Annotated in this window: 13 protein-coding genes; 11 read left to right on the forward strand and 2 right to left on the reverse strand. The window is 68.8% G+C overall.

Features of this window, described 5'->3' with window-relative positions; genetic code table 11:
* Positions 1-29 precede the first annotated feature (29 nt).
* From ASG69_RS08885 to ASG69_RS08900, 4 genes are read left to right on the forward strand one after another with little or no spacing between them, the layout of a single operon-like run.
* Complete coding sequence (locus tag ASG69_RS08885; protein WP_056442988.1) at positions 30-2,840, forward strand: FAD-binding and (Fe-S)-binding domain-containing protein; 2,811 nt, start codon at positions 30-32, stop codon at positions 2,838-2,840.
* Between the two features lie 60 nt (positions 2,841-2,900).
* Complete coding sequence (locus ASG69_RS08890) at positions 2,901-4,286, forward strand: acyl-CoA dehydrogenase family protein (protein WP_056442983.1); 1,386 nt, start codon at positions 2,901-2,903, stop codon at positions 4,284-4,286.
* Between the two features lie 42 nt (positions 4,287-4,328).
* Positions 4,329-4,847 (forward strand): DUF2243 domain-containing protein, encoded by a 519-nt coding sequence (locus ASG69_RS08895; RefSeq protein WP_056442980.1) that lies wholly within the window; start codon positions 4,329-4,331, stop codon positions 4,845-4,847.
* Positions 4,844-5,632, forward strand: a complete 789-nt coding sequence (locus ASG69_RS08900) for a cytochrome c oxidase assembly protein (protein ID WP_056442977.1) — start codon at positions 4,844-4,846, stop codon at positions 5,630-5,632. Before ASG69_RS08895 ends, ASG69_RS08900 begins: the two co-directional genes overlap by 4 nt.
* On the opposite strand, the gene ASG69_RS08905 is transcribed toward ASG69_RS08900, so the two are convergent.
* Complete coding sequence (locus ASG69_RS08905; protein WP_056442974.1) at positions 5,580-6,494, reverse strand: alpha/beta hydrolase; 915 nt, start codon at positions 6,492-6,494, stop codon at positions 5,580-5,582. The genes ASG69_RS08900 and ASG69_RS08905 overlap by 53 nt on opposite strands.
* 72 nt (positions 6,495-6,566) lie before the next feature.
* Between ASG69_RS08905 and ASG69_RS08910 the strand changes: the two genes are divergently transcribed.
* Complete coding sequence (locus tag ASG69_RS08910) at positions 6,567-7,097, forward strand: TetR/AcrR family transcriptional regulator (RefSeq protein ID WP_056442972.1); 531 nt, start codon at positions 6,567-6,569, stop codon at positions 7,095-7,097.
* A gap of 102 nt (positions 7,098-7,199) precedes the next feature.
* Entirely contained in the window at positions 7,200-7,601 is a 402-nt protein-coding gene (locus ASG69_RS08915; protein ID WP_056442969.1) for a (R)-mandelonitrile lyase, read from the forward strand.
* A 3-nt stretch (positions 7,602-7,604) separates the two neighbouring features.
* On the opposite strand, the gene ASG69_RS08920 is transcribed toward ASG69_RS08915, so the two are convergent.
* Entirely contained in the window at positions 7,605-8,612 is a 1,008-nt protein-coding gene (locus tag ASG69_RS08920) for an alpha/beta hydrolase (protein WP_056442966.1), read from the reverse strand.
* A 48-nt stretch (positions 8,613-8,660) separates the two neighbouring features.
* Here ASG69_RS08920 and ASG69_RS08925 point away from each other — a divergent pair, with 48 nt between their 5' ends.
* From ASG69_RS08925 to ASG69_RS08945, 5 genes are all read left to right on the forward strand, one after another.
* Complete coding sequence (locus tag ASG69_RS08925; protein ID WP_056442964.1) at positions 8,661-9,506, forward strand: tryptophan 2,3-dioxygenase; 846 nt, start codon at positions 8,661-8,663, stop codon at positions 9,504-9,506.
* Positions 9,503-10,708 (forward strand): kynureninase, encoded by a 1,206-nt coding sequence (gene kynU, locus ASG69_RS08930; RefSeq protein WP_056442962.1) that lies wholly within the window; start codon positions 9,503-9,505, stop codon positions 10,706-10,708. The genes ASG69_RS08925 and kynU overlap by 4 nt, the downstream gene beginning before the upstream one ends.
* A gap of 101 nt (positions 10,709-10,809) precedes the next feature.
* On the forward strand, positions 10,810-11,442 hold the full coding sequence (locus ASG69_RS08935; protein ID WP_056443005.1) for a response regulator: 633 nt from the start codon (positions 10,810-10,812) through the stop codon (positions 11,440-11,442).
* On the forward strand, positions 11,439-12,617 hold the full coding sequence (locus ASG69_RS08940; RefSeq protein WP_082544374.1) for a sensor histidine kinase: 1,179 nt from the start codon (positions 11,439-11,441) through the stop codon (positions 12,615-12,617). Before ASG69_RS08935 ends, ASG69_RS08940 begins: the two co-directional genes overlap by 4 nt.
* Positions 12,614-13,630, forward strand: coding sequence for a hypothetical protein (locus ASG69_RS08945; protein ID WP_056442957.1), 1,017 nt, complete (start codon positions 12,614-12,616; stop codon positions 13,628-13,630). The genes ASG69_RS08940 and ASG69_RS08945 overlap by 4 nt, the downstream gene beginning before the upstream one ends.
* Positions 13,631-13,653: the final 23 nt, after the last annotated feature.

Genomic DNA, 13,653 nt, shown 5'->3' on the forward strand with positions numbered 1-13,653 from the left:
CGCCCACCCGGCCCGGTAGCGTCGACACGGTGATCTCCGCCGAGGACTGCGCCCGCGCACTGCGCCGCGCGGGCCTCGACGACGTGCTCACCGACGGCACGACCCGCGCCGCGTATTCGTCCGACGCGTCGCTCTACCGCGTGCACCCGCTCGTCGTCGCGCGGCCCCGTCGCACCGAGGACATCGCGGCGGCCGTCGCGGTGTGCCGCGAGACCGGGGTTCCGCTGACCATGCGCGGCGGCGGCACGTCCGTGGCCGGCAACGCGGTGGGTACCGGAGTGGTGCTCGACGTCAGTCGGCACCTGAACCGGGTTCTCCACGTCGACCCCGAGGCGCGCACCGCGACTGTCGAACCCGGCGCCGTGCAGTCGGTGGTGCAGAAGGCAGCGGCGCAGCACGGGCTCCGGTTCGGTCCCGACCCGTCCACCTTCACGCGCTGCACCGTCGGCGGCATGATCGGGAACAACGCGTGCGGCTCGCGCACTCTCGGCTACGGCCGGACCTCCGACAACGTCTCCTCGCTCGACGTGGTGACGGGCAGCGGGGAGCAGCTGCACCTGCCGAGGGACACCACGTCTCCGACTCTCGATGCGCTGCGGCAGATCGTCGCCGGCGGACTCGGAACCGTCCGAACGGAATTCGGCACGTTCGGCCGCCAGGTCTCCGGCTACGCGCTGGAGAACCTGTTGCCGGAGAACCGTTTCGACGTCCGCCGGATGCTGGTGGGCAGCGAGGGCACGCTCGCGGTCACCACGCGCGCCACCGTCGACCTGGTGACGGAGCCTGCGTTCCGCATCCTCGTCGTTCTCGGGTACCCGGACATCGCCACCGCCGGTGACGCCGCGCCCACCGTCCTGACGTTCACGCCCACCGCATGCGAGGGCATCGATTCGCGCATCGTCGACGTCGTCCGCGAACGCCGCGGACCCCATGCGGTTCCGCCGCTTCCCGGCGGCGCCGCGTGGTTGTTCGTCGAGGTCGTCGGCGATACCCGCGAGCAGGTCACGGACCGAGCCGACGCGGTCGCACGCGGCTGCGGAGCGGTCGACTCCCTGGTGGTCACCGACGCGGAACGCGCCGCTCGGCTGTGGCAGATCCGAGCAGACGGCGCCGGACTCGCAGGGCGCAGTCCCGCGGGGTTGCCGGCACACGCCGGGTGGGAGGACGCGGCGGTACCGCCGGCCTCGCTCGGCCGATACCTCCGCGACTTCGACGACCTCATGACGCAGTACGGGGTGACCGGGCTGCCGTACGGGCACTTCGGTGACGGGTGCCTGCACGTGCGTATCGACCTGCCGCTCGACAAGCCTGGCGGGACAGGGGTGTTTCGCCGGTTCCTCGTCGACGCCGCCACGCTGGTGGCGCGGTACGGCGGGTCGTTGTCCGGTGAGCACGGCGACGGCCGTGCGCGCAGTGAGCTCTTGCCGCTGATGTACTCGGCGGACGCACTCGCGTTGTTCGGCGCCGTCAAGCATGCGTTCGATCCCGACGGCATCCTCAATCCCGGTGTGCTCGTGGATTCTCGACCTCTCGATGCGGATCTCCGTGTCCCGTCCGCGAAGCCTCGGACGCTGCTCGCGATGGCCTACGCCGAGGACGGCGGCGACTTCAGTCAGGCCGTGCACCGGTGCACGGGCGTCGGCAAGTGCCGCGCGGACACCGCCGGCACCAGCGGGGTGATGTGCCCGTCGTACCTGGCGACTCGGGAGGAGAAGGACTCCACCCGCGGGCGCGCCCGGGTACTGCAGGAGATGATCAACGGCACCGACGTCACCGGCGGGTGGCGCTCGCCCGAGGTGCACGATGCCCTGGATCTGTGCTTGTCCTGCAAGGGATGTGCCTCGGACTGTCCGACCGGTGTCGACATGGCGTCGTACAAGGCGGAGGTGCTGCACCAGAGCTACCGACGTCGGCTACGCCCCGTGGCGCACTACTCGCTCGGGTGGCTCCCGCGCTGGGCTGCTGTCGCCGCTCGGGCGCCGCGCGCCGTCAACGCTGCGGCGCGGCTTCCGGGGGTGGGGCCGCTTGCACTGCGGGCGGCGGGCATCGATCCGCGTCGCTCGATACCCGAGTTCGCCCCGAGGACGTTCCGGCAGTGGTTTCACGAATCGCACCGGCCCACGACCGGTGATCCCGTCGTGCTCTTCGTCGACTCCTTCACCAATCACTTCACGCCCGAGGTGGGCCGCGCGACGGTGCGTGTGCTCGAGTCGGCGGGCTACCGGCCCCGGCTGACCGAGAAGCAGCAGTGTTGCGGTCTCACGTGGATCTCGACCGGTCAACTGGATGCCGCGAAGCGCATCCTGGGACGCACCGTGGACGCCGTGACCGAGGCGTCGGACGGCGGTGTTCCCATCGTGGGTATCGAACCGTCGTGCACAGGTGTACTTCGCAGCGACGCAACGGAACTGCTCGGTAAGGAGCGCGCCGCGCCGGTCGCCGATGCCACCCGCACGCTGGCCGAACTGCTCACCGAGCGCGGGTGGGAACCGCCGTCCCTGAACGGCCGAGAGGTGGTGGCGCAGCCGCACTGTCACCACCACGCCGTGATGGGCTGGGGCGCAGACGCGGCTCTGCTCGAGAGAGCGGGCGCCGATGTGCAGCGCCTCGGTGGTTGCTGCGGGCTCGCCGGGAATTTCGGCGTCGAGAAGGGGCATTACGACGTCTCGGTCACCATCGCCGGTCAGCAACTTCTGCCGGCGATGCAGTCGGCAGCGGACACCGCGTCGATCCTGGCCGACGGCTATTCCTGCCGCACCCAGCTGTCGGATCTCACGGATCGTCGCGGCGAGCACCTCGCGCAAGTGTTGGCGAGCGCGTTGCCTGATGAGACGGAGTGACGTGTAACACTCGTCGAGGTGGGGTATGCCCTGCCGAAACAACCGTCCTGGGGGGACATCATGGCTTTCGATCTGACGCTCACACCGGCCCAACACGAGCTGGTCGGCCGTGCTCACGACTTCGCCGAGAACGTGGTTCGGCCCGTTGCTCAGCACTACGACAAGGAGCAGGAGTTCCCGTGGCCGGTGCTGCAGGAGGCGGCCCGCGCGGGGTTCTATTCGCCGTTGTTCTACCGCGACCTCATCGGTGATCCGACCGGCCTGTCGCTGCCGGTGTTCATGGAGGAACTGTTCTGGGGTTGCGCGGGAATCGGTCTCGCGGTGGTGATGCCGGCGCTCGCGCTGTCGGCCATCGGCCAGGCGGCGACGCCGGAGCAGATGCTCGAGTGGGCTCCACAGTGCTTCGGCACCCCCGACGATCTGAAGTTGGCGGCGCTCGCCATCTCCGAGCCCGAGGGCGGCAGCGATGTTCGCAACCTGCGGACCACCGCGCGGCAGGACGGCGACGACTGGATCATCGACGGCCACAAGATGTGGATCGGCAACGGCGGCATCGCGGACGTGCATGTGGTCAACGCCAATGTGGACCCGGAACTCGGTCACAAGGGCCAGGCCCTGTTCATCGTCCCCGGCGGGACCCCCGGACTGGAACTCGTGCGCAAGCTCGACAAGTTGGGGTGCCGCGCCTCCCACACAGCCGAGCTGAAATTCAACAGTGTCCGCATTCCCGGTGCGAACCTCCTGGGCGGTCTCGACAAGCTCGAGCACAAGCTTGCCAAGGCCCGTGAAGCGGAGAAGACCGGGATCAGAGGTCGCTCCGCCACTCTCGGAGCGCTCGAGCAGACGCGACCGATGGTGGCCGCTCAGGCACTCGGAATCGCCCGTGCCTCCTTGGAGTACGCGACGAAGTACGCCAACGAGCGTGAGGCGTTCGGGTCACCGATCATCGACAACCAGGGCATCGCCTTCCCGCTGGCGGATCTCGCGATGCGGATCGACGCGGCGCGCCTGTTGACGTGGCGCGCCAGTTGGATGGCGGCCACGGGTGTCGCCTTCGAGCGCGGCGAGGGGTCGATGGCCAAGCTCGCCGCCACCGAGGTCGCGGTGGCCTCCACCGAGCGGGCGATCCAGACGATGGGCGGGTGGGGCTACATCACCGACCACCCGGTGGAGAAGTGGTACCGCGACGCCAAGCTGTACACCATCTTCGAGGGCACCAGCGAGATCCAGCGCGTCGTGATCAGCAATGCGATCGCGCAGCAGGACGGCGCTCCGCCGCTGCACGTACAGATGGATGCCGAAGGGTCGGCGCTCAACAAGGCGTTCGGCCGCGGAACCGAGACGCGCACGAAGGTGATGGACAAGGCGATGGCGGCCAAGGACAAGGTGCCCGAGCCGGTCCTGCGCGGTGCCATGAAGTTCCTGCAGCCACCCAGCCGGAAGTAACCCGACAGTTTCGAGGACCGTGCGTCGGGTACTGCCCTGCGCATGGTCACCTCGGAACGCCCACAAGGCGTCGTGCCCGACCGCGGAGTCGCCCTGCCCGGCATCGTGCTCGGTGTGGGCCTGGGCGGTTTCGTCGACGGAATTCTGCTGCACCAGATTCTGCAGTGGCACCACCTGCTGAGCAGTTCAGGCGACGACAACATCGGCCTGCAGCCTTATCCCGTCGACACCGTCCACGGCCTCCAGATAAACACGCTGTGGGACGGCGTCTTCCACACGGTCACCTGGCTCGCCGTACTACTGGGTCTCGGACTGCTGTACTCGCGTGTCACCGGATCGCGCGGGCAGGTGTGGGCGTCGCGAGTGCTGTGGGGGTGGGTTCTGGTCGGGTGGGGCCTGTTCAACCTGGTCGAGGGCATCGCCGACCACCACCTGCTGGGAATCCACCACGTTCGCAGCGGTCCGAATCGACTGTGGTGGGACCTCGGCTTCCTCGCCCTCGGTGTCCTCCTCATCGCCGGCGGCTGGCTCATGCAGCGCAGCGCACGTCGATCGCGATGATGCTCGCGCACGACACCCATCACGGCAGCGGTGGTCTCGGACCGGTCGTGATCCTCGTCGTGGTGGCAGCCGCGTATGTCGTTGCGGCGGAAAGCTGCAGGCATGAGCCGCGGGGATGGAACCCGTGGCGCACGGTGAGCTTCCTCGTCGGCATCGGGCTCCTCGTTCTCGCCGTGGTCCCCGCACTGTTGCCCTACCCGGACGGCGACTTCCGCGGCCACATGCACCAGCACCTGCTTCTCGGCATGTACGCGCCATTGGCGCTGGTTCTCGGTGCCCCGATGACGTTGGTGCTGCGCTCGGTGTCGCCGCCGAACGGCCGTGCCATCGGCCATGTCCTGCGCTCGCGGCCGGTGCACGTGATAGCGAACCCGGTCGTCGCGCTGGCCCTGAACCTCGGTGGTCTCGCACTGCTGTACTTCACCCCGCTGTACGAGGCGACGACACACAGCACGGCGCTGCACCTGGTGGTGCACGTGCACTTCTTCGCGGCGGGGTACCTGTTCGCGTGGGTCATCGCCGGCCCCGACCCAGCACCGCATCGGCCTTCGGTACCCACCCGACTCTGGATACTCGGGGCAGCGATTCTCGGCCATGCCGTCCTGTCGCAACTCATCTACGCGGGACTCCTCGTCCAGATCCCGGTTCCCGCCGATCAGCGCCAGGGCGCCGGTGAGCTGATGTACTACGGCGGCGACATCGCCGAACTGCTTCTGGCGCCGGCGCTTCTGCTCACCTGGCGACCGGCACGACGTCGCGAAGAAACGCCAGCTGGTCGGCGATGATCCGGGGGAAGAGCGGCTCGACGTACGGGTCGAAGTGACCACCCTCGTAGGTCACCACGGTGGCGCGCGGGATCTTTCGTGCGGTGCGCAGCGCGACGTCCGTGGGAGTGATGGCGTCCTCGGTGGCGATCTGGACGAGGGCGGGGCACGTAATCTTCGCGGCGGTCTTCCCCGGCGAGTACAGGCCGATGTGGAGCAGGATGCGGGCGGCGACCGTCTCGGGGTAGTCACCGGTCCGCAGTCCCGACGCGTCGAGAAGACGGTCACGTCCGACGGCGGCGTCGGGCGAGACCATGGCGGCGAGGGCACCGGGTTCGCCGATCGAGTCGATGTAGCGAGGCTCGCGACCGAGCAGAGCCCGGATCTGGTCCGAGAGGGCCGCCGGTGCGAGACGCAGGGTCTGGCGCAGGCCGGCGGAACGGACGGCGGCGATGCCGTCGACATGCGGGACCTGCGCGATGATCGCGGCCAGGCGTTCGCCCTTGCCCGCCAGGGTGAGGACGTGGCCCCCGCCGAACGAGGTGCCCCATGCGACGACGCGGTCGGGGTCGACGCCGTCGAGTCGCCGGGCGAAGGCCAGCGCGTTGCGCCAGTCCTCGAGCTGCCTGCGCACGTCCAGGAGCTGCCGTGGGGTTCCTTCGCTGTCGCCGAAGTGCCGGTAGTCGAACAGCGCGACGACGTAGCCCGCCTGGACGAACTGGTCCGCGTAGGCGGGGAGACGCAACGCGCGCACCGATCCGAAGCCGTGGGCCATGACGATGATCGGCGCGGAACCGTCGAGCCCGGCAGGTCGGAGGACCGAGATCGCGCAGCGATCGGAACCGGAGTCGAACCACAGGTCGTCGCGAACGGTGTCAGGCATGCGGGCTCCTCTTGATTGATGTTCAAGAGAACGTAGCAGCGTCTTGATCGAGCATCAAGATAGGGTGACCGCATGCCTCGGAACAGACGTCCGCAGGATCGAGCGGAGAAACGGGCCGAGATCGTCGACGCCGCGACGGCCCTGTTCGTCGAGGCCGGATTCGACGGCACCCCGCTGAGCCGGATAGCGCAGAGCGCCGGCGTCACGCCCAACACCATCTACTGGTACTTCTCCGACAAGGACGAACTGCTCGTCGCCGCCCTCACCGAGATCACGGCGACGGCGTTGACGCGCTTCGCGGAGCTGGAGGTGACGTCACCGCAGGAACGGCTGACGTGGGTGGTGACCGAACTCGAGCGCTACCACCGGTTGGTGGACACCGTTCACGCCCGCGCTGCGGTGTCGGCTCCGATCGACGAGTGGCACAACGGTTTCCATGCCATGGCCGATGCGCTGGTCGCGGAGGAACTGCGCCACGTCGGCGTCGCCGAGGAGCGGATCGCCGCGCGGACCAAGGTCGTGGTGTTCGCCGTCGAGGGCATGCTGACGCATCCGCAGAGCGCTGCCGACAAGGCTGCGATCGTCGACGCCCTGTTCACCTAGACGACCGGGGTGCCCTGCCGGGGCGCTCCTCGGCAGGGACTTCCCCCGTGGACCGGCACCGCGAATGCTGGACACCAGCACCACCGACGAGAGGAACCGCGCATGCAGATCACCCGAAGCTCGATCGCGACCACCAAGGGTCCGGCCGACTGGTTCACCGGCGACGTCTACATCGACGCCGTTGCCGCAGCTCCGACCCCGTCGCGGGTCTCGGCCAACCTGGTCCACTTCATGCCGGGGGCGCGTACGCACTGGCACCGCCACTCGCTGAGCCAGACGGTGTTCGTCACCGAGGGCGTCGGTCTGTGCCAGCGGCAGGGTGGGCCGGTCGAGGTCATCCGTCCCGGCGACCGCGTGCTGTTCGAGGCCGACGAGGTGCACTGGCACGGCGCCGCACCGGATCGTCTGATGGTGCATCTCGCCATCAACGAGGGCGACGACGAGCACGACGTCGTCGTGTGGATGGACCCCGTCGCCGACGCGGAGTACACCGCGCACGAGTGACGATCAGCGGGGGAGACGTCCCTCGATCCGCTCCACGATGGCAGGCCAGATCTCCGACCGTGGATCGACGACACTGAAGTGGTCTCCGGGGCCTTCGACAAGCGTGACATCGTCACCTGCGGCCGATGCTGCGGTGACGTACTCGCGGCCGATGTCGTTCAGGTTCGGATCGTCCGATGCCGCGACCACGACGATCTGCGGAACCCCGAGTGGCAGTCGCGCTCGGGGGGACGACTCCGCGTGAGCATCCGTGTACCGCGAGCCCAGGGCTGCACGCACCGCGCCGTCACCCAGGCCGCGGTCGTCGGCGATCTTCAGGTCGAGGACTCCGGCGAGACTCACGGCCAGTGCGGGACGGGCATCCGCGGCCCAGCGCATCGCGAGCTGTCCTCCTGCCGAATGGCCGAGGACGGCCTGCGCACCAGCGTGCTTCAGGGCCGCGGCGACATCCGCCGTCGTCGTCTCCCACCCGTGCTCGTCGGGGCTGCGGTACTCGACGTTCCACGTGACGTAGCCGCGGTCGGCGAGATCGATGGCCGCGGCGTCGAGCGAGTCGAGTCGCCACGGTGCCCGCCAATAGCCGCCGTGGATCAGGGCGACGACCGGCCCGCTCGTCCCACGCACCTCGGCGAACTGTTCGGGGTGCGCCCCATACGACTCGACGGTCGCCGGGTGCAGTCGGTGATGCACGATCCGATCGACGGCGTAGCGGAGCCCGCCGAGTCCCCGTCCGCGAATGTGGGCGTGCAGGCCCGCCGAGAGGTCCGCGGCCACGTAGCCGTAGTCGACACGCACCACACAGCGGTCGTCGAACAGCGCGTCGACGTGTCCTCCGGGCGCAGGCACCACGATGACGTCGCCCGATGCGACCGACGGATCGTCGGACACGTGCACTTCCCCGGTGGCGCCGCGCGCAGCGAGCGCGGACTGCACCAGGTCGGTCACCGTGCCGAGGTCTCGAACGGCGTCCGGGTGCAGGACGACGTCGATTCGTTCCGAGGACTCGCTCATCCCTCGAATCTACGTCCTAGGCTCGGGGGAATCGACGGAAGAGGAGCAATGGACGAGCGCGCCATGGAGAAGGACATCGTCACCGATTTCCGCGAGCGGATGAGTTACGGGGCGTACCTGGATCTCGACACTCTGCTCAGTGCGCAGAAGCCGGTGAGTGTCCCGGAGCATCACGACGAGTTGCTGTTCATCATCCAGCACCAGACCACCGAGCTGTGGTTCAAGCTCGTGCTGCACGAACTGCTCGCCGCACGCGACGCGTTCGACGCCGACGACCTCGGGTTCGCGCTGAAGTGCGTCGCTCGTGTCAAGCACATTCAGAAGACGCTGACCGAGCAGTGGTCGGTGCTCGCGACACTCACGCCCACCGAGTACGCGCAGTTCCGCGGGTTCCTGGGAAACTCGTCGGGGTTCCAGTCCGCGCAGTACCGCGCGGTGGAGTTCGTGCTGGGCAACAAGAACGCGGCGATGCTGACGGTGTTCGAATCCGACTCGGTGGCAACCGAACTGCTGACGCGGGTGCACCGCGAGCCGAGTGTGTACGACGCCCTGTGGCGGTGCCTGGCCCGCGCAGGACTCGACGTTCCGGAGAGTGCGCTGCGGCGAGATGTCACCGCGCCGTACGCGCGCAACGACGATCTGATGCCACTGATCACGCACGTCTACGAAAACCCGACCGAGAACTGGGCCGCGTACGAGGCGTTCGAGGAATTCGTCGACCTGGAGGAGAACTTTCAGCTCTGGCGGTTCCGACACATGCGCACAGTGCTCCGTACGATCGGGCACAAGAGCGGCACCGGCGGCTCCAGTGGTGTCGGCTTCCTCCAGCGCGCCCTCGAGTTGACGTTCTTCCCCGAGTTGTTCGCCGCCCGCACCGAGATCGGACAGCCATGAACGCAGCAGACCTCGACGCACGGGACCCCCTGCGCGAGTACCGCTCTCGCTTCCACACCGACGACGCCGATCCCGTCGTGTCCTATCTCGACGGCAATTCGCTCGGTCGGCCCACGACGGCGAGCATCGAGCGTGTCTCGACGTTCATGACGCAGGCCTGGGGTGGCCGGCTGATCCGCGGGTGGGACGAGGAATGGTTCGAGCTGCCCATCACGTTGGGCGACACGCTCGGTCGAGTGGCCCTGGGTGCAGCACCCGGGCAGACCGTCATCGGTGACTCCACCACCGTCCTGCTCTACAAGATCGCGCGCGGGGCGGCGGCGCTGAGGCCGGGCCGGACCGAGATCGTCCTCGATCGCGACAACTTTCCGACCGATCGCTACGTCCTCGAGTCCATCGCGTCCGAACTCGGCCTGACGCTGGTGTGGATCGACTCGGACCGGCGGTCGGGCGTACGGACTGCGGACATCGCCGATGTCGTCACCGAGCGAACAGCTTTCGTGCTTCTCAGTCATGTCGCCTACCGCTCGGGCTTTCTCGCGGACGCGTCCGCGGCGGCCCGTGTCGCGCACGACGTCGGCGCCCTGGTGGTGCTCGACCTGTCGCACTCGGTGGGATCCGTGCCGCTCCGTCTCGACGAGTGGGGTGTCGATCTCGCCGTCGGCTGCACCTACAAGTACCTGAACGGTGGTCCCGGCTCGCCCGCGTTCGCATACGTCCGCGCGGAGCATCTGCCCGAGTTTCGGCAGCCCGTATGGGGATGGATGGGGCGTGCCGACGCCTTCGCCATGGAGCAGGGATACGTCCCGGCCGAGGGCGTGCGACGCGTCATCAGCGGCACCCCGCCGGTGCTCGGCATGATCGCGATGCAGGACACGCTCGCCATGATCGGCGAGGTCGGCATGGACGCGATCCGCGCGAAGTCGGTCGCTCTCACCGAGTACGCGCTCGAGCTGGTGCGCTCGGACCTGGTGCCACTGGGCGTGGAGATCGCCTCGCCGGAGAACGCGGACGAGCGCGGGGGACACGTCACGCTCGATCACCCCGATTTCCGCGAGGTCACGGCGCGGCTGTGGAAGCGCGGCGTCATCCCCGACTTCCGGGCCCCGAGCGGCATCAGGCTCGGCCTGAGCCCGCTCAGCACCAGCTTCGAGGAGGTGCGCATCGGCGTTCTCGCGATCGCCGAGGAGCTCCGGCGCTGACACCTGACACCTGGCACCACAACACGACCGGTCAGATGGTTATGCTCTGACGACTTTGTGGCTGAGGGGGTCCGGTGGGGGTCGAACGTGCGCGTATCGGAATGGTCGATGATCACGAGCTGACCATCCGGGGGTTGCGGGACTCCCTCGCCGATCATCCCGACCTCGACTTCGTCGCGAGCGCCCCCACGGTCGCCGAGCTGTTCGACGCGACCACGGACCTCGATCTGGTGATCCTCGATCTTCGACTGCGTGACGGATCGTCGCCGGTGTCCAACGTCGAGGCCATCCGCGCCCGCGGTCTCGACGTGCTGGTTCTCACCTCGGGCGAGGATCCGTTCCTGGTGCGCTCCGCCGCCCGCGCCGGTGTGCTCGGTGTGGTGCGCAAGTCCCAGCCGATCGACGCGGTGGTGGACGCCGTGCGGAGTGCAGCCCGGGGCGAGATGGTGCCCACCATCGACTGGGCGGCGGCCATCGACGGGGATCCCGACCTCGCCGCGGTGGATCTGAGCCCGCAGCATCGACGGCTCCTCACGCTCTACGCGGCCGGGGAGACCGCCACGCGGGTCGCGTCGTCCATGGGTATCTCACCCGAGACGGTGAACGACTATCTCGGCCGCATCCGGCTCAAGTACGCCGACGCCGGCAGGCCCGCCCCGACCAAGACCGACCTCTACAAACGGGCACTGGAGGACGGGTGGTTGCCGTTTCCTCGTCGACGCAGGAAGTCGTGACGACGGCGGAGCGCAGCGCGGCCGATCAGATCCTCACGATGTTCGGCCGCTTCATCGGCGTGGGCTACGTCTTCTACCTGCTCGTGTCGATTCCGCTCATCCGCGATCTGGAGGGGGTGTCGGCGTCCTGGTGGACTCCGGTCGGGCTCGTCCTGTTCTTCGGACCCGGACTGGCGTTGGGCGCCGCGTCGTTCGGCCGGCGGGGTCAGCGTGCGCTCCGGCCACTGGCGGCGGCCTGCGCCGTGGTCTTTCTGCTCGGGTTGCTCACCTGGCCGCTCGGATGGACGGGCGAGACCCTGCCCGACGGGAAGGCTGCCTGGTTCTCCCTCTTCCCTGCCCTGGCCTCTCTGGGGGCTGCGGTGTCGATGAGGCCGCGCTGGGCGTTCCTCCATCTCGCGGTGGCCGTCACGGGTGTCCAACTGGTCAACCACTATCTGCGTGACGCCGGTGACCGGAGTCCGTTGGTGGCAGACATCGTCTACAGCTTCGGCTTCAGCCTCATCTTCGTCGCCGCGTCGATCACGGCGTCGCGCACGGGCTTCCTTCTCGATCGCACCCGCGAGTCCACCTACGCGCAGGCCGCCAGTTCTGCCGCGGTGCAGGCGCGGACGGTCGAACGTCGACGGTTCGACGGGTTGATCCACGACAACGTCATGTCCACGCTCCTCGCCGCATCGCGCGGTCCGATGGATCAGCGTCTCGTCGACCAGGCGAGCGTCGCGTTGGCGGAGCTCGACACGTTGCGACGGAACACGCTGCCGGCCGCGGACTTCGATGTGCAGGACGTGGTCGCGCACCTTCGTGCCGCGGCCGCGGCAGTGGACGCATCGGCGACACTGAGCTTCCGGTTCGAGGCCGATGCGGCGGAACGGACGGTGCCGGCCGAGACCGTCCGCACCGTGGGCGCCGCCATGGCCGAGGCGATGCGGAACAGTCTGCGACATGCGGGCCCCGATGCCCACCGTTCGGTCGTGGCTGCGCTCTCCCCACTCGGACTCCGGGTGACGGTGACGGACGACGGCCCCGGCTTCGATCTGTCGTCGATACCGGCACATCGCCTGGGCGTCCGGGTCAGCATTCTCGACCGCATGCACCGGCTTCCGGGCGGCTTCGCCGCGCTCCGCACTGCGGTGGGTCGCGGCACCGTCGTCGAACTGCGGTGGGAGGCACAGTGAGCAGAACGAACGATGTCACGACTCTGCTGGGCATGCACACGCGTGCAGCCTTCGTGGTGGTCGCCTTCAACGTCGCCGGTGTCGTTCTGGCCGCCGCCTCGACACTCGAGGGCGTCACCGAGCCGGCGCTCGTCGCGGTGGCGGTCGTCCTGCATGCCGGGTCCGTCGCGGCACTCCTCCGCGTCCCGGGCGATCCGATCCCCTTCGGCGCGACGGCAGCCGTCACGCTCACCGGCCCGCTGTCGTGTGCGATCGTCCTCGCCGCGCTTCCGGTGCCGATCGGGAACCCTCTGCAGATGTGGCCGATCGGGACGGCGGCCGGGATCTACACCTTCCTCTGTGTCCGCGGGCGCACGTGGTGGGCGTGGGCCGGGTTCCTCGGCATCTTCGTCGTCACGCTCGTCTGGTGCCTGCTGACCGAGCAGAGCGCGGTCGACGCCGTGCTGTACGTGCTGCCCAGCGGCGCGCTGGTGTTGATGGGCACGTTCTTCGCGTTCGCGCTGCGCTCACCCGTCACGGACATCTTCCGGCTACGGGAGGAGTCCACGAGACAGGCAGCGGAGGAAGCCGCGGCCGCCGCGGCACTGCACGAGCGGGACCTTCAACTGACCCGGCTCGACGAGCTGGCCCGCCCCCTCCTCACCAGGATCGCCTCGGGCGAGCCGCTGTCCGACGACGAGCGACTGTCCTGCCGTCTTCTCGAGTTCCATCTGCGGGACACCCTGCGTGCTGCCGGACTGGCCGACTCCGAGGTGAGCAGTGCGGCGCGGGCAGCGCGGAGTCGGGGAGTCGACGTGGTCCTGCTCGACGACCGCGGCGCGGACGCGACCGGCGTGGTCGATCGCGACATCGTGACCTCGGTGATCACCGCCCTCGAGAGCGACTCCACCAGCGCGGTGACGGTGCGTCTTCTTCCGCAGGACCGGGACTCGGCGGCGTCCATCCTGGTCACAGGAGCGGACGGAACGCACCGGGCCGAGTTCGACCGATCGGGCACCCGGCTGTCCTCCTGAGAGTCATGCCCCGTTCAAGTCCG

The organism is Rhodococcus sp. Leaf225 (assembly GCF_001426145.1).
Taxonomy (GTDB): domain Bacteria; phylum Actinomycetota; class Actinomycetes; order Mycobacteriales; family Mycobacteriaceae; genus Rhodococcoides.